Genomic DNA, 14790 nt, shown 5'->3' on the forward strand with positions numbered 1-14790 from the left:
AGCTCAGACCTTCAACATGCCAGGTAGAAAACGCAACGCCGATTGTCTTCTGGATGAGATCAAAGTCGAGAACCGGAAACGCCAACGAGCTCGCATACACTACAGTCGAAACGATACCCCAGAACAAGACGAACCGAAGCCACCCGTTCCAGAGAACGCGCGAAGAAAAGAGCCGCATTTCCAGATTGTCCCAGCGTCAAAACCAGATCTTCTTTTGACCTCATTTCTCTTCGCGGCGCAATCAGTCAGTTGTATTGCCACACCACTTCGCGGGACAAGGGGTCGGGGAGACACACGGCACTTCGACTCACAGCGCAAGTCGCATGTTGGCGGAAGGCGAGTTTGGTGTCGCCTCATTCGCCCTCAATCATTGGCCTAGGTTGCCGCGCTCTCCGTTGCGGGGAAAAGCCTCGCCCTCTGCTCGGCAGGCGTTGGGTTCAGATACTTCATGAGCACCGCCACCGTCTTGTGACCACTCTGTCGCATCAGCGTTTTCAGATCAGTTCCCCTCGCCGCCATCCTCGACAAAGCCTCGTGCCGGAGATCGTGAATTCTCAAGTCCTGACACCCTGCCCTCACCCTGATCTCATTCCGCCAGGCGTCTTTGGCGACCCAGTCCGTGAACCGGAAGACTCTGCTGTCGGCAGGCTCCCCGTCCGTCAGGTCGAGCAGACCGGCGTAGGCTCGATCCGAAAGCGCAACGTGCCGCGCGCTGCCGTTCTTTGAGTCGGGAATGCAGACAAATCCGTACTCCCGTCGGATCCAGGCGCATTCGATCGAGATTGCCTCTCCAAGTCGCATTCCAGTGTCAAGGAGCAGCGGAAAGAGTGCGCGCCACTGCCGGCGGGTCGGGTCGACCGAAAGCCCCTCGATCGCCTTGGTGATAGCCTCCTCCTCGCCGTTGAAGAGTCGCCGTTCACGGTGCACGGTGGGCTGTGGCACGCCTCGCCGACGCTTCCGAAGCGAGGCAATCGGATTGGCGATCTCCACGGACTTTTCGTGGATCAGCCACTCGTAGACGGCCGAGATCGTGTTTAAATTGTTCCTGATGGTCGACGCCGACTTCCCAGCCTCGTTGCGTGCATCGCGGAAGTCGACAAAGTCGGATACGGTCAGATCCCGGATGCGCTTTTTGGCGAAGTCCTCCCGGCCCAACATCTGAAGCATTGCGGCTTCCTGCGACGCCCCCTTCTTCTCGGGCGTGACCTTAACGCGATAGGCGTCCAGCGCCTCTGCAAAGGGCTTTTCGGGCCATCCAAGCGGTCCGTAGTTCTTTGGCTCGAGCCGATGATCGCGCCAAATCCCGAGTTTCATTTCCGACTCGGTCTTATTGAGCCAAAGCTTGGCGTCGGATTTGAGTGCGAACGTTTGTGTGACGGACGAACCCCAAGCAGGTCCCTGAAAAGTATCCGGCAGGCGGGCCGTTGCAGTCCATTTACCGTTACGCTTACTCAAACTCGACATGACTAATTTCCGATCCAATCTGCAACAATTCGGCAACGAGGCTCCGGAAAATGCTAAAGGCGCCGTGAAATCAACGTCAAGAGCGGTTCAAAAACCGGTGTGCCCGCAAGGTTAACTGCAGCTGAATGTTGGAATCGTCGGCGGCGATTCCTGGAAACTAGGTGGCCCTCTGGGATCGGACTACAGCTTCCGGATTGGCCTAAGAAAAAGCCGGCGGCGAGACGAATTTGACGCCGTGAATGTACTTTTGACCGCACCCAAGACCGTATTTTGTTTCTTTGAAAGCACTATTCTTGAAATGTGCAGATGAAGGATTTATACTTCACCATAACGATTTTGCGGTTTCATTGACGGCACATGGCCAACAAGAACCCGCTCCTGCAAGCTCCGCCCTACCCGGTCGAACAGGCGCTCAAGCGCCTGGGCGAAAACCTGCGCGTGGCCCGCATTCGGCGCCGGATCACGATCGAAGAGGCGGCCGAAAAGATCGGGACCGGCCGCCGCGCCGTCATGGAGGCCGAAAAGGGAAAGGCATCGACGGCCTCGGGCGTCTACGTCGCCTTGCTATGGGCCTACGACCTGCTCGGCCCATTCAGTGATCTCGCCAATCCGGCGACCGACGAACAAGGGCTGGCGCTGGCGTCGGCCAAGGAGAAGATGCGCGTGCGCAAGAGCAAGGGGCTGAGCGGTGATTTCTAAGGCGTCTGCCGCCGAGTGCTTCGTCTACATCACCCTGCCCAGCGAAACGTCAGCGGTGACGGCGGCAAGTTCGTGCTGAGCCAAAACGCGCGCAACGACGCGCTCGGGCAGTTCGTCTACCGCGGAAAGTATCTCGATGATCCGCGCGCCGTTGAGATCGATCCGGTCGAACTCAAGCTGTCCAAGCGCACCTACGAAACCGTTCGGCTCAATGGCCTGTTCGGGGCGCTGCGCGACGCCGGTCCCGATTTTTGGGGCCGGCGCGTCATCGAAAAGCATGCGGGCAAAGCGCAACTCGGCGAACTCGACTACCTGCTGGAATCACCCGACGACCGTGCGGGCGCGCTCGGCTTCGGACTCAACACGGAACCTCCGGCGCCCAAGCGCAAATTCAACCAGACGATCGATCTCGAGAAGCTGCAAGCCTTGGCGGACGCTCTGGTCAGGGACGACCTGCCAACCGATCCGCAGGCGCAGCAGGTGCAGGACTTGATGCTGCTCGGCAACTCGATGGGCGGCGCGCGGCCCAGGGCGGTCGTGCAAGCCGACGGAGCGCCATGGGTGGCGAAATTCAACCGGGCTGACGACGGCTGGAACAACACGCGCGTCGAGTGCCATGCTGCAGCTCGCGCGCGAATGCGGGATCGTCACAGTCGAAAGCCGGATCGAGACCGTGGGTGGCAAGGATGTTCTTCTCGTCAAGCGCTTCGATCGCGAGAAGACAAACAAGGGCTACACGCGGGCGCGCATGGTCAGCGGCCTGACCATTTTGCGCGCCGACGAAGCGCCGGGGGCGCGCCAGAACTGGTCTTATCCCGTCCTGGTCGAAGAGCTGCGCCGCATCGTTGAGGAGCCGAAAAAGGACGCCAAAGAACTCTTCCGCCGCGTCTGTTTCAATGTGCTGATCTCCAACACCGATGATCATACGCGCAATCACGCCATCATCGCCAAAGAGAAAAGCTGGAAGCTATCTCCGGCTTACGACCTCACGCCCTCGACGCCTATCAGCCTGGAACGCCGTGATCTCGCACTCGATTGCGGTGATCAGGGGCGCTACGCCAACGCCAAGAATATCCTGTCGCAACACGCACGGTTCCTGCTCGAGCGTCCCGAAGCCGAGAAGATCGTCAACGACATGAAGGCTCAGGTGGAAGGGACATGGTACGACACAATGCGCGCTCACGGCGTCGCAGAACAAGACGTTGAAAGGATCCGCAGCGCCTTCGTGTATCCAGGGTTTTCGCTCTGACAAGGCGGAAGCTGCCAGCAGCAGTTAATGCTGCCCCCCAGAGGAGGCGAGGAGACGAAGCTTTCGCCGCTCTCGAAGAACTCTCAACTCGTCTGTTTGTGACCCATAGCGGACACCGGACGGAGACGCCTCGAATTCCCGAGTTCTTAGTGATACAATTTGATAATCGACACTGCCGCTCTTCTCATAATTTCTCCTCCCGGCAGCATCTCGGCGAATATCCTAATGATATCATCCGAAATATCTGAACGATTGCCGTTGGCGCGAGATACAGTAGACAAAACTTGCTGTATCAGCTCGGCCCTTTCACTTTGTTGAATTTGGCCGCCAATCCTTACAACTTGTGAGCTGGCGTCGTCATAATCACTAAGCAATTCAATTAGGCGTGTATCTGCTCCGACCCTCTTGTCAATTTCCTCGGCTATGTACCTAAGTTTCTCTTCTAAAAATACTTTAAGACTGGCTTGGCGCACTAGCAGCTCAATCTCGGCTCTTTCTTTCTCCAGTCGATCTATTTCTTGCCTATTCGTGGAGATCCGAGACTCGTATTCATTTACGGTCTTCATTGTATCGGCCAAGCCTTGAACCAGCTCGACTTCCACTTTTCGCATATCATTCGCAGTGATCGAGGACTTGGAGAAAAGGCCAACCAGCCCGATAACGGACGCAAGGCCTCCGACAATACCCGTGACTACAATGTAGATCTCTTTATCCAACTTACCAAAATAGGCAGCGGCACCACCCACAATGAAGAAGGCGCACACGGCGATGATCGTTGTGACGACAAGCTTCTTCATAGGCCTTCCTTAACTCTTCTGGTCAGAATAGATGCCAAAATAGATCACGACAATCAACATGCGTCGTTCCAGTGAGTTTTGGGAAATACAATCATTGTCTGCTGTCCACTTCTGACCCTTTCCAGACTTGGTTCAACGGACGATCGTACGACGATCAAAACCGCGGGCATGCGACGATCGCATTGGCGTATCAGCGCCAGAAACATGCCGCCACCTGAAGCCGTATTGGACGTTCAGCGTGCCCTACCCTGACACTCCCCGTGGGGAGCGTGCGCCGGTTCTTTGCACTTTGCTGATCGACGTCGAGGCGAGCCCCTGAGCGCTCAAAAGACGCGTAGTTACGTCCAAATTTCACCGCTTACTAATCACGCAAAAAATTGCGTTTTTGGCTCCAGTCTGCAACAATGCTGCAACAATCACTGTGAAACGCCAAAAACTTCAATTTAATCAACGTTATACACCGGTCCTGAAAATCGGCGTGCCCGCAAGAGTATTGTCGTTGGCGGCCAACTCGTTCGTCTCATTTTTTCGGTCTCGGCAATACGCCGCCAGAACTTAATTTGTGGTGCAACTACTCCTTCTCGCTGTCGACCCATGATCTCCAAGCAGGTTCTGGAGCAGCGCATGCGCGGCGGTGACTTCCGGCCAGATCACCAAAGTGACAGTACGTCTCCGGGGGACCACGATTCAAACATCATGAACCCGTCGCGCAGCTTGGTGCCGCAGGACCGCCAAGACTACGAGAGCCGCCTTACACCAGCAGGCGCCTTAGACCGGATCCGCCGCCCCCTCATCTGGCGCCCCCAACGGCGGGGATTGCACTTGTTCCAGAAGCGGCCATGATCGGCGGGATCGCACCTTGCGATCTGACTGTCTGACGTGCCGCGCGGGCGCGACCCAAAGACGGAGAACGAACATGACCTTGAGGGACGAAATCGCGGCCTTGCGCGAAGAAGTCGCCAAGCTCAGCCACCAGCAGCAATTGCAGCAGCAGGCCGCTTCTGCCGCGCCGCCGCCACCGCCACCGCCCAATGACCAGGCCGCCGACCCCGATCAGCCGAAAGGGATCGGCCCCGACGAGCTGATCGCGGCCGCAAATTCGGTGATCGACGAGTTGCAGCAGGATATCGACAAATATCCGCGGCTCACGGCGATCGCGGCATTCGGGCTTGGCCTTGCGGTCGGCATTTTCGCTGGCCGCCAGAGCCGATAGGCGGTGTTGCTTAATCCATTTTTCTGCAATCGGAGCGCGTCATGACCGGCATGACTTCAAGCAAACTCTATTTCAGGATCGCGCTGCTGCGGCGCCGGGTGCTGCTGCGCCAAGCGATCAAACGCGCGGTGGCAGGGGCGCTGGCGGTTGCGGCGCTGATCGTCGCTGCCGGGCTGTTGACCTATGCCTCATTCCAGGCGCTGCGCGTGCCGCTCGGCGACGTCCTGGCCGCGGTGGTGATCGCCGGCGTCTATCTGGTGATCGGGCTTGGGCTGTTGCTCTACACCTTGCACGAGCCGAGTTCACCTGAACTCGATGCGCTGTCGGAGATGGAAGCGGCCGCGCTGGAAGCATTCGGCAATGACACCCAGGGGCTGCGCTCGGCCATCAGCGCCAGCGCCCATCGCATCGAGGATTTCGGCAGCGCATTCTCGACCAGTTTTGCGATCCTGTCGGCGCTGCGCCGGATTCTTGGGGCCAAGAAGTCGGCGGGCTAGAACTCTGCATTTGAAGGTAAGCCGACGCCAATTCGGCGCGCGCCTCGCGGAACGGGGCGCGCGGCCGAGCCAACCGCTTGTCGCCGATTTCCGGCAATTGTCGCAGCAGTTGAGTGGTGTGCACCTGCTCTGCCCGCCGCATCGAACGGTTATAAAATACCTTCAAGTTTGACAAAAACGCTTCTACGGCTTATACTCTACAGTGTAGAATTGGGCCGTCAGTGGTCTGCATATGGACCCAGGCAGGCGTCCGAGGTGCGGCGGGGGCTGCCTTCGTCGACCTCGCCGCCCCCACGGTCTCCGTTTATGAGGTGATGATCATGATGCCCGGCACGACCATCGAGCCCCGGCCGCTCTCGCCGGAGCTGATTGTCGTGACGGCGATCGAGCTACTCGAACAGCACGGCGAAGCCGGTTTCAGCCTGCGCAAACTCGGCCAGCGGCTCGGCTGCGACCCGATGACGGTGCTCTATCATTTCAAGAGCAAAGACGGATTGCTGCGCGCGATGGCGGATCATCTCTCCGCCCAGCTGTCCGCATCCGACCCGTCGCAAAGCTGGCGCGATCGGTTGCGCGCGCTGGCGCTGGAATATCGCCGCGTCGCGCTGGCTTTTCCCAGCAGCTTTGCATTGATGGCGCGGTTCTGGACCACCGGCCCCGCCGACTATCAGCATATCGAACTGGTGTACCGCGCTTTGCAGGACGCCGGTTTTGACGATCAGCGATTGGCTGAAGCCGGACTCGGCTGGTACGCCGCCGTGATTGGCCTCGCGGCTGCCGAGGCGCGCGGTTTTCTGCACAGCGCCAGCCACGCCGACACGCTCGAAATCACCAAGCTGCCGCCTGCCTCCTTTGCCACCGTGCAGCGGCTGGTGCCGGCATTTCACACGCTCGACTCAGAACGCAGCTACCGGCTGATGATCGATGCAGTGCTGGACGGCCTGGATGGCGCGGCGCGGCGAACAGCGCAGCGACGCGAGGCGACACCATGACCACCGAACAAAACGTTTTGCGCGTGTCGATCGCCGTCACCTTTGCGCTGGCCGGCCTGGGCATCCTGTTCGGTCTATTGTCAGGCTCGGCCTCGATCGTATTCGACGGCATCTATTCGCTGACCGACGCCTCGATGACCATGCTGGCGCTGCTGGTGGCCAATCTGATCGCGCGTTCGACCGCGGCCGGGCCGGCCAACGGCAAGCTCGCCGAGCGCTTCACCATGGGGTTCTGGCATCTCGAACCGATGGTGCTCGGCCTCAATGGCATGCTGTTGATGGGTGCGGCGATCTATGCGCTGATCAACGCGATCGGCAGCCTGATGACCGGCGGCCGGCTGCTCGCCTTCGATCAGGCCATCATCTATGCCGCGGTCACCGTGGTCGCGGAGATCGCCATGGCGATCTTTGAAATCAGGGCCAACCGCAAGCTGAACTCCGGTTTTCTGGCGCTCGACGCCAAGGCCTGGCTGATGTCGGCCGCGCTAACCGCCGCGCTGCTGATCGCCTTCCTGTTCGGCTATGCGATCCAGGGCACGCCGATCGCATGGATCTCGCCCTATATCGACCCGCTGGTGCTGACCGTGGTGTGTCTGGCGATGATCCCGATGCCGATCAACACCATCCGCCAAGCCTTGGCCGACGTGCTGCTGGTGACGCCTGCCGATCTCAAGCACCATGTCGACGAGGTCGCGCAGCAGATCGTGGCACGCTACGGCTTTCTCTCGTACCGCGCCTATGTGGCGCGGGTCGGCCGTGGCCGGCAGATCGAGCTGTATTTCATCGTGCCGACCGGCTGGCCGGCCAAGCGCCTTGAAGAGTGGGACAAGCTCAGCGACGAGATCAGCGAATTGATCGGCGGCGACAGCCCCGACCGCTGGCTGACCATCGTGTTCACCACCGATCCGGAATGGGCCGATTAGGGCAAAACCGATGGTGATGGTGCAAGGGCAAGGAGATGAATGGGAGCCCCGGCACTCGTCAGCCTTTGGGGAGGTGGGCCTGGGGCTCCCGCCATCACCGGGCAGTTGGAGAGAACCGCGGCGTTGACTTGCACAGCGAACGACAGCGGCGCCCGGCGAGCCTTGAGGTAAGTCAAAACCGTCAGGCGGAAACCGTCTTGATCGGCACAGCCGCCGGCAACGGCAGCTCAAAAACGCCGAGATGATACTCTTCCGCAATGCCAGAAGACGGCGCGGACACCAGCGTCAAAGCCGCCTCGGGATGCTGCTGCCAGATCTTGATGTCAGCCGCGGCAATCGTCAGCCAGCCGAATCGGAACAGATAGCGTCCGGGCTTGGTCACGCGCCCGACCTGCTGCCACGTCACCTTATGCTGCACCGGCGCCATCATGTCCCCGGCCCTCGCCCTTTGGGCCAAGGCTGCGTAGCGATCGCGGCAGCATCGTGGCGAACACCGTTGCCCGCGGCGTGTCAGGCGGCGGCGTGCCACGACCGTATCCCCAAAAAGAAAAAAGGCCGACATTGCTGCCGGCCTTTCGTCCTGGAGAGGAGAGCCAACCGGCTGCCACAGGCAGCCGGCCAACTATCAACTCTAGCTATCAGTACTTGGCAACCACCGGGCCACCAAAGTGATAGTTCACGCCAGCCTTGACGGTGTGCAGGTCAGCACCAACGTCGAAGGTGTTGAGGTAGGTTTCCTTGCCGAAGTCGGCATACATGTACTCAGCCTTGACCGACCAGGCCGGGGCGAACATGTATTCGAGGCCAGCGCCGATGGTCCAGCCAGCGTGGGTCTTGCTCTCGGAGAGGCCGAGCGCGGAGACCTTGTTGTTGGCCCAGGCGAAACCGCCCTTGGCGTAGATCAGCATGGCATCGGCGGCATAGCCGACGCGGCCGGTGACGCTGCCGAACGCGTCGATCTTGGCTTCAGCGCCGAGTTCCGACTTCTTGATGCTGGCGCCAGCGGCGTCAACCTCAATACCGAACACCCAGGGCGAGCCCATCTGCCAGTTGTAGCCGATGGTGCCGCCGCCGAAGCCGCCATTCAGCTCGTCGCTGAAGTTCTGGCCGTTGAGCGACACGGTCTGGGTCCAGCCGTAGCCGCCCATCGCACCGACGTAGAAACCGGACCAGTTGATGGCGGGGGCCACAACGGCCGGCGGCGCCTTGGTGTAGGTGCGGGCAGCCAGGTCGGCCGCGTTCGAGGTGGCACCCATCGCCAGCAGCGCGGCGGTGGCGAGCAGCATTTTCTTCATGGTTGAAGTCTCCTTAACAATTCAATGACGTCATCTCGCTCCTTTCCCGGAGAATTGCATTCGTTTTGATGCAGTGCGGCTGGCATCAGGTTCGACGTGTGGCAATTCGGCGACAGAAACCGGCCCCGTACCTCACCATATTACCATTTGCCTAGATTTTATCCACAAGACCGGCCCGAACGGCTCGCGCCTGCGTTGCATCTCACGACGAACCGCAACCAAAATAAGCAACGACTCGGGCCCCCGTGTTGCGGCGCACCCCATCTGATTCATGCCGTGAGCCGTGCGCCATGCCGCTCGGCGACGGCATGGGCGGGCGATTCACCCGCGCGCAGCGCGCGCCAATACACCGAGGCGTTGCGCCAGATGCTGATACAACCCCGAGTAATCATCGCCGCACTGGGCACGGCAACGCGCCAGCAGCACCTCGGCATGGGCGCAATCGCCCGCAGCGATCGCCTGCAACAATTCGCCATGCAGGCGCTGCAGGGCGGCGAAGCCGCGCGCCTCGGCTTCAGCCGTGGTGCCGAGCACGGCAAACAGCCGGGTCGGACGCGAGGTCCCTTTCAGCCTGATCTCGCCGGCCTCCAGCAGCGCGATGCCACGGGCGGCGAGCGCTACCTGCTCTGACACCAATATATCGACGCCAAAATCCTTGGTGGCCGCCTCGATCCGCGCTGCGACGTTCACCACGTCGCCCATCGCCGAATAATTGAAGCGTTTCGCCGACCCCATATTGCCGACGCAGGCCAGCCCGGTGTTGAGACCGATCCCGATCCGGACGTTAGGCTCCGCCATGCCGCGCGCGGCAAAGCCAAAGGCGTCGGCGTCATTGAGGGATTGCAGCGCGGCGCGCATCGCCAGCGCTGCCCGGCAGGCGCGCGTGGCATGGTCCTCGACATCGACCGGCGCGTTCCAGAATGCCATGATCGAGTCGCCGATATATTTGTCGATCGTGCCGAGCTCGGCCTGAATGGCATCGGTCAGCGGCGCCAGCAGCGTGTTGATGAAATCGACCAGTTCGGTCGCACTCAACGCTTCCGACAGCGGCGTAAAACCGCGCACATCCATGAACATCACGGTCAGCTCGCGGTTCTCGCCGCCGAGCTTCATGCCATCCGGCGAGCTTTCAAGCCGCGCCAGCAGCTCCGGCGCCAGATATTGCGCAAACGCCTGGCGCGCAAATGCCTTGTCGCGATCGGCAGCGAGATGCAGCACGCGCTCGACCGCAATGTAAGTGGCGAGCGTCGCCAGCGACGGATAGATCGGATCGATCAGCAGCCGAAAATGCACAAAAGCGTACCAGGATGCCGCGATTGCCGCGATCAGCACGACCACGCCCGCGATCAGCGAAAACCGCGCCCCGATCAACGGTACCAGTCCGGCGATCGACAGCCCGAGCAACACCGTCAGCACGATCTCAAAACCATCGGCCCAATCCGGCCGATCGACAAAATCCTGCGCCAAAATCTGCTCGAGCAATTGCGCCAGGATCGCCACGCCGGGCACGGTTTCGCCGAGCGGCGTCGTGCGCGCATCGAGCAGCCCGGACGCTGAGGTGCCGACCAGCACGATCGATCCTTCGATGCGCTCGCGCACCGCGCTGTCCTTGGCGGGGTCGAACAGATCCTTGACCGAGACGTAGCGCTCCGGCCGGTCGTGATCGAAATAAACCCAGGCCTCGCCATCATTGGTGAGCGGCAGCCGGAACGCGCCAACGCGCATGTCGAGCAGCGCCGCGTGGCCGGTATCGGCATCGCCGCTGGCGCCGGTGCCGCGCACCACCACGCTCTGCTGGCCTTGCGCGACCCGCAGCGCCTCGACCGCGAGGTTCGGATAGAGCTGCTTGCCATCCGACAGCAGCATCGGCACGCGGCGGATCACGCCGCTGCGATCGCGCGCGCTGAGATTGATGGCACCGACGCCAGCGGCGGCCTGGTTGAGTAATGGCAGACTGACCACGGCACCGTGAAACGGCCGCAGCACCTTGCTGGGCTCAACGCCGACAAACGCCAACCCGGCTTTCAGCGGCGGCCTGATCGGGTTGCGGAGCCGACTGCCGGCGGCAAAGCCGAGCACGGTCGCGGTCTGGCCGATCGCCTCGGCGAACAATTTGTCATGGTCGGGTAGCGTTTTCAGCACGGCAATGGCGCGCTCGTGGTCGTCACCGTCCGACAGCGCCAGGTCGGCGGCGATGCGCGATGGCGTGGTGCGATCGGGCTCGGCAAAAATGATGTCGTAAGCGACCGCGCCGGCGCCAAGTTCGCCAAGCCGGCGGTTCATCGCCGCCAGCCGGCTACGCGGCCACGGCCATTGCCCGAATGCTTCGATCGAGGCCTCGTCGATATCGACAATCCGCACTGGCTGCGCGCTGTAAGGCCGAGGCAACAGCCGCTGGTAGGCATCAAAGGTGCGATCGCGAAATTCGGTGACCACCCAGGGATTGAAGGCACGCAGCAAGGTCAGCGCGAGCACCGTCAGCAATGCCGCAGCCAGCGCCTGCCCGGTGCGGCTGCGCGCGAAGCGACGCAGCCTGGCGCCGAACCACGCCGCGCGGCGGCGCCAATCTGGTGCGCTATGCGGGGATCGGCCGCTCATCCTGCCCTCCCCGCCGCGCCGCTCGCGCCAAGCCGGCTATTTCATGCGCGCGGCAAAAATGCCGCTGCCGAGATAGTTCGTGCCGCTGACCAGCGCCGCACCGCCCATCTCGCCAACCGGGCTCGTGCGACCGCGATAAAACTCGCCACTTAGCAACATCGAGCGATCACTGCCGATCGAATTCAGACCTGCCGTGAGGTGCGGCTGGCTCGGCGACACATAGAGATTGCCGGAATAGTTCAAGCCGTCGAAATTCGACACATAGGCCGTGCCATGCCGGCTGGCGAAATCGACCGTCGTGGTGAGATTGCCGGCGCTGATGTAGTTGCTGCTGCCGTTCTGCACCTGCGCCACCACATGGCCAGCATAGCTGGCCTGCCCCACGGTCGGCACGTCACTGTTGCTGATCGGGCGACCGGCCACCCAGAAGCCGCTCGCGACGTCGTTCAGCACAGCGCTGTCGCCCCCCTGCTGACTGCTGCTGCCCCAGATCCCCCAGCGAGTATAGTCGCAATCGCACACCGTGAGATCATAGCCACGCGCCCACGCAAATTGCCGAGCTTGATCCGCAGTGACGGTAGTCATCCCACCAGATTGGCTACTCAGCGGCTGGCCGTTGATGGTTGAGATCGGCCGTCCCTCGCGATCGATCGCCGGCAGCGCGCCAAAATTCTTCGGGTCACGATATTCGCTTCTCGGGTCAAGTTCCGGATTCTGCGAGCCGTATTGATAGTTGAAGACCACCGTTTGTGGTGTGTCATTGCCGGCGAAGGCACCGCCGACAAAATTAGCCTGCACCCGATGGCCGGGCGGATTGATCAACAGTTCTGCCAGCCCGATGATCGCGGACACGACCCCCGGTTCGCGGCTGGTCGCCATCATGCCACCAACATATCCCTTCAGATGGCTCGGCGTAGTGGCGATGGTCGCTTCAGCAGCGGTGGATTGCGTGGTGGTCTGAATGGTCTGTGTCAGCGTCGAGCCCGGATTGATCCGTTGCACCGGAATTTGGTTGACGCCCGGTGCCAACTCGCCCGCCACCGAACCGCTGCCCCCGGTCGCCCGTGATTCCGCACGCGCGACATTGCTCGGCGACGCCGTTCCGCGCGGCGCGCCGCCACTCTGCCCGGGCGCGCTCTGAAAACTCTGGATCAAGCCGGCGACGAAGCCTGGTGGTGGCGGCGCCGGCGCCGTTGGCGCGCCGCCGACCACGCTGGTGAATTCGCCGGCTGTGAGTGTCACGGTGCCGCCTTGGCCCGTGACGGTCGAGGTGCCGTAGCCGGCGAAGACGTTTTGCGGCGTGATCAGCGCCACACCGCCGCGGATGCCGACCACGCTCGATGCGGTCTTGATTTCAGCATCGCCGGAATGGCTAATCTGACCACCGACGAAGCGCAGCGCGCCCTTGCTGAGCGTGGCTGCCAGCTTTCCCGTGCCAGCGTTCGGATTGTAAACATATTCGTCGATGGTGAGATCGCTGTTCGGCCCGATGGTCATCGAGGTTTTGTCGACGAACAGAATCTGCACCGATCCTTCAGCGGCAGTCTTAATGCGTTCCTTGTGCGCGATCGAGGAGCCGATGGTGATGGTGCGCAAATTGGCGGTCGCCGCCGGATTGACCGCCGAGGCCTTGCCGACTTCCTGAGCTATCGCAGGCGGCGCGGCGATCGCCGCCATGCTTGCCGCCACCGCCGCTACAGTCGCCATCAGTGCACGCCGCTGCATCGCAGGCTCCTTTAGAACCGCACGGTCGGTCCCACCGAGACCGCAAGATTGTCGGTGGTGTAGTTCGGCAGATTGGAATTGATCTTGAAGTAGTTCAACTGAGTGCGAATGCCGACATTGTCGACCAATTGCGCATCAAAGATGCCGCCGACCCGCCATTCATTGTCGTGGCGAACCACGAACGGATCGACGATCGGGTTGGGTGCGTCATAGCGCACAAAACTGTAGCCGAAAGTCGGCGCGACCACGAATTGCCGCGCGGCGCCAAACACGCTGAGCGCAAATTCGTAAGGCAATGCCATATCGACCGAATAGCGCTTGTAGCTATTGAAGTCGTAGATCGCCTGGTTGGTATCGAACGTAAAACGGCTGGTCCAATGCAGGCCGCCTTTGCGCAGATCAGTGAACAGGCCTGCGGTAGTGAGATCGCCGGTCTGTTCGGACGCGGTCGGATAATTGTTGGAATTGAAGAAGCGGCGATGGCGCGTTTCCGCGAACGCTTCCGCAAGCCCCCACTCTCCCAAGGTGATGCGCGCCGCCACACCGCCGCCGAGCGCATTGAAATAAGTGGCGTCGCCGAGCCAGACCTGATCGCCGATCGCGTAATATTTGATCGAGGCATTCTGGCCGAGCCCGACGCGGTGGCCGACCATCACTTCGGCAAGGCCGAGATCGTATTGGCTCAGCTTGTTCTGCCGCGAATTCAGCCCGATCACGGTCAGTTCGATGGCGTCGCCGCGCCGGTTGAGCTTGTAGGCGTAGTTGGCCACCGCCGTCTGATAGGCGTTGAAATCGGCCTGCTTACCAAAGCGCGGATCGAGGATCGCATCCTGCCCGAGCGCACGCACCAACAAGCCGTTCGGGCCGACATTGGCGTTGGTCTGATAGCGAACACCGGCATGCAGGAACACGCTGTATTCGTGGTTCGACAGTTGCCGATCGATCTCTGCCAGATACGCGCGCACCTGCGCGCGGATCTCATCCGGAACGTTGCCGCCCTTGATCGCGTCCTGCAAATAGCCGCGCGCGATGTCATAAGAGCCGAGCTTGAAATACAGCACGCCGAGTTCAAGCTTCACCCGCGGCAGATCGGGGTTGAAGAACAGCATCCGTTCCAGCGCGCCGATCGCCGCTTCATAGTCGCCGCGCTGCACGGCTTCATGCGCGAACCGGAAGCTGACATCGAGATCGGACGGATTGCGATACATCTGCGCGAACAGCGCTTCGTAATCGCCCTGCACCACCGCGGCCGGGGTCACAGGTGTCACCGTCTGCGCGGCGGTGGGAGACGCGGGCGCGAGTAAGATCACCGCGGCGATCGCTGCAGTGCTGATAGCA

At 61.3% G+C, this 14790-nt stretch carries 15 protein-coding genes; 6 read left to right on the plus strand and 9 right to left on the minus strand.

Features of this window, described 5'->3' with window-relative positions; translation table 11 throughout:
- Nucleotides 1-375: 375 nt before the first annotated feature.
- Nucleotides 376-1314, minus strand: a complete 939-nt coding sequence (locus BJ122_RS16485; RefSeq protein WP_245407762.1) for a tyrosine-type recombinase/integrase — start codon at nucleotides 1312-1314, stop codon at nucleotides 376-378.
- A 507-nt stretch (nucleotides 1315-1821) separates the two neighbouring features.
- On the opposite strand from BJ122_RS16485, the gene BJ122_RS16490 reads away from it, so the two are divergent.
- Nucleotides 1822-2163: a helix-turn-helix domain-containing protein gene (locus BJ122_RS16490; RefSeq protein ID WP_110782296.1), complete on the plus strand. Its 342-nt coding sequence runs from the start codon at nucleotides 1822-1824 to the stop codon at nucleotides 2161-2163.
- A 24-nt stretch (nucleotides 2164-2187) separates the two neighbouring features.
- Here the strand turns inward: BJ122_RS16490 and BJ122_RS19850 are convergent, their stop codons facing one another.
- Complete coding sequence (locus BJ122_RS19850) at nucleotides 2188-2457, minus strand: hypothetical protein (RefSeq protein WP_347337813.1); 270 nt, start codon at nucleotides 2455-2457, stop codon at nucleotides 2188-2190.
- Between the two features lie 27 nt (nucleotides 2458-2484).
- On the minus strand, nucleotides 2485-2781 hold the full coding sequence (locus BJ122_RS19675) for a hypothetical protein (protein WP_245407768.1): 297 nt from the start codon (nucleotides 2779-2781) through the stop codon (nucleotides 2485-2487).
- Between BJ122_RS19675 and BJ122_RS19680 the strand changes: the two genes are divergently transcribed.
- Nucleotides 2780-3412: a type II toxin-antitoxin system HipA family toxin gene (locus BJ122_RS19680; protein ID WP_245407763.1), complete on the plus strand. Its 633-nt coding sequence runs from the start codon at nucleotides 2780-2782 to the stop codon at nucleotides 3410-3412. The genes BJ122_RS19675 and BJ122_RS19680 overlap by 2 nt on opposite strands.
- 146 nt (nucleotides 3413-3558) lie before the next feature.
- On the opposite strand, the gene BJ122_RS16500 is transcribed toward BJ122_RS19680, so the two are convergent.
- The gene (locus tag BJ122_RS16500; protein WP_110782297.1) at nucleotides 3559-4209 is read right to left on the minus strand and encodes a hypothetical protein; all 651 of its coding nucleotides are present in this window, start codon (nucleotides 4207-4209) and stop codon (nucleotides 3559-3561) included.
- Between the two features lie 916 nt (nucleotides 4210-5125).
- On the opposite strand from BJ122_RS16500, the gene BJ122_RS16510 reads away from it, so the two are divergent.
- From BJ122_RS16510 to BJ122_RS16525, 4 genes are all read left to right on the plus strand, one after another.
- Nucleotides 5126-5422, plus strand: a complete 297-nt coding sequence (locus tag BJ122_RS16510; RefSeq protein WP_110782299.1) for a hypothetical protein — start codon at nucleotides 5126-5128, stop codon at nucleotides 5420-5422.
- Between the two features lie 41 nt (nucleotides 5423-5463).
- Entirely contained in the window at nucleotides 5464-5919 is a 456-nt protein-coding gene (locus BJ122_RS16515; protein WP_110782300.1) for a hypothetical protein, read from the plus strand.
- A 323-nt stretch (nucleotides 5920-6242) separates the two neighbouring features.
- On the plus strand, nucleotides 6243-6911 hold the full coding sequence (locus BJ122_RS16520) for a TetR/AcrR family transcriptional regulator (protein WP_245407764.1): 669 nt from the start codon (nucleotides 6243-6245) through the stop codon (nucleotides 6909-6911).
- Entirely contained in the window at nucleotides 6908-7834 is a 927-nt protein-coding gene (locus BJ122_RS16525; RefSeq protein WP_110782302.1) for a cation diffusion facilitator family transporter, read from the plus strand. The genes BJ122_RS16520 and BJ122_RS16525 overlap by 4 nt, the downstream gene beginning before the upstream one ends.
- 181 nt (nucleotides 7835-8015) lie before the next feature.
- Here the strand turns inward: BJ122_RS16525 and BJ122_RS16530 are convergent, their stop codons facing one another.
- The 5 genes from BJ122_RS16530 to BJ122_RS16550 all read right to left on the minus strand — a co-directional run bounded on the left by BJ122_RS16530 (nucleotide 8016) and on the right by BJ122_RS16550 (nucleotide 14711).
- Nucleotides 8016-8396 carry a hypothetical protein gene (locus tag BJ122_RS16530; protein ID WP_347337814.1) on the minus strand — a complete coding sequence of 127 codons (381 nt, stop codon included), beginning with the start codon at nucleotides 8394-8396 and terminating at the stop codon, nucleotides 8016-8018.
- Nucleotides 8397-8472: 76 nt separating this feature from the next.
- A complete protein-coding gene (locus BJ122_RS16535) occupies nucleotides 8473-9129 on the minus strand; it encodes an outer membrane protein (protein WP_110782304.1) in 657 nt (218 codons plus the stop codon).
- Nucleotides 9130-9450: 321 nt separating this feature from the next.
- Nucleotides 9451-11727 carry a CHASE2 domain-containing protein gene (locus tag BJ122_RS16540; protein WP_110782305.1) on the minus strand — a complete coding sequence of 759 codons (2277 nt, stop codon included), beginning with the start codon at nucleotides 11725-11727 and terminating at the stop codon, nucleotides 9451-9453.
- Between the two features lie 36 nt (nucleotides 11728-11763).
- Entirely contained in the window at nucleotides 11764-13452 is a 1689-nt protein-coding gene (locus BJ122_RS16545; RefSeq protein WP_245407765.1) for a FecR family protein, read from the minus strand.
- Between the two features lie 11 nt (nucleotides 13453-13463).
- A complete protein-coding gene (locus tag BJ122_RS16550) occupies nucleotides 13464-14711 on the minus strand; it encodes a tetratricopeptide repeat protein (protein WP_430694791.1) in 1248 nt (415 codons plus the stop codon).
- Nucleotides 14712-14790: the final 79 nt, after the last annotated feature.

Source organism: Rhodopseudomonas faecalis (assembly GCF_003217325.1).
GTDB classification, from domain to species: domain Bacteria; phylum Pseudomonadota; class Alphaproteobacteria; order Rhizobiales; family Xanthobacteraceae; genus Rhodopseudomonas; species Rhodopseudomonas faecalis.

What these genes read in the sequence shown, in the direction of transcription:
- BJ122_RS16540 (WP_110782305.1), bottom strand. Translation starts at nt 11,727, where the DNA reads ATGAGCGGCCGATCCCCGCATAGCGCACCAGATTGGCGCCGCCGCGCG.
- BJ122_RS16515 (WP_110782300.1), top strand. Translation starts at nt 5,464, where the DNA reads ATGACCGGCATGACTTCAAGCAAACTCTATTTCAGGATCGCGCTGCTG.
- BJ122_RS16545 (WP_245407765.1), bottom strand. Translation starts at nt 13,452, where the DNA reads ATGCAGCGGCGTGCACTGATGGCGACTGTAGCGGCGGTGGCGGCAAGC.
- BJ122_RS19675 (WP_245407768.1), bottom strand. Translation starts at nt 2,781, where the DNA reads ATGGCACTCGACGCGCGTGTTGTTCCAGCCGTCGTCAGCCCGGTTGAA.
- BJ122_RS19680 (WP_245407763.1), top strand. Translation starts at nt 2,780, where the DNA reads ATGCTGCAGCTCGCGCGCGAATGCGGGATCGTCACAGTCGAAAGCCGG.
- BJ122_RS16525 (WP_110782302.1), top strand. Translation starts at nt 6,908, where the DNA reads ATGACCACCGAACAAAACGTTTTGCGCGTGTCGATCGCCGTCACCTTT.
- BJ122_RS16510 (WP_110782299.1), top strand. Translation starts at nt 5,126, where the DNA reads ATGACCTTGAGGGACGAAATCGCGGCCTTGCGCGAAGAAGTCGCCAAG.
- BJ122_RS16490 (WP_110782296.1), top strand. Translation starts at nt 1,822, where the DNA reads ATGGCCAACAAGAACCCGCTCCTGCAAGCTCCGCCCTACCCGGTCGAA.
- BJ122_RS16520 (WP_245407764.1), top strand. Translation starts at nt 6,243, where the DNA reads ATGCCCGGCACGACCATCGAGCCCCGGCCGCTCTCGCCGGAGCTGATT.
- BJ122_RS16530 (WP_347337814.1), bottom strand. Translation starts at nt 8,396, where the DNA reads ATGTCGGCCTTTTTTCTTTTTGGGGATACGGTCGTGGCACGCCGCCGC.
- BJ122_RS16500 (WP_110782297.1), bottom strand. Translation starts at nt 4,209, where the DNA reads ATGAAGAAGCTTGTCGTCACAACGATCATCGCCGTGTGCGCCTTCTTC.
- BJ122_RS16485 (WP_245407762.1), bottom strand. Translation starts at nt 1,314, where the DNA reads ATGAAACTCGGGATTTGGCGCGATCATCGGCTCGAGCCAAAGAACTAC.
- BJ122_RS16535 (WP_110782304.1), bottom strand. Translation starts at nt 9,129, where the DNA reads ATGAAGAAAATGCTGCTCGCCACCGCCGCGCTGCTGGCGATGGGTGCC.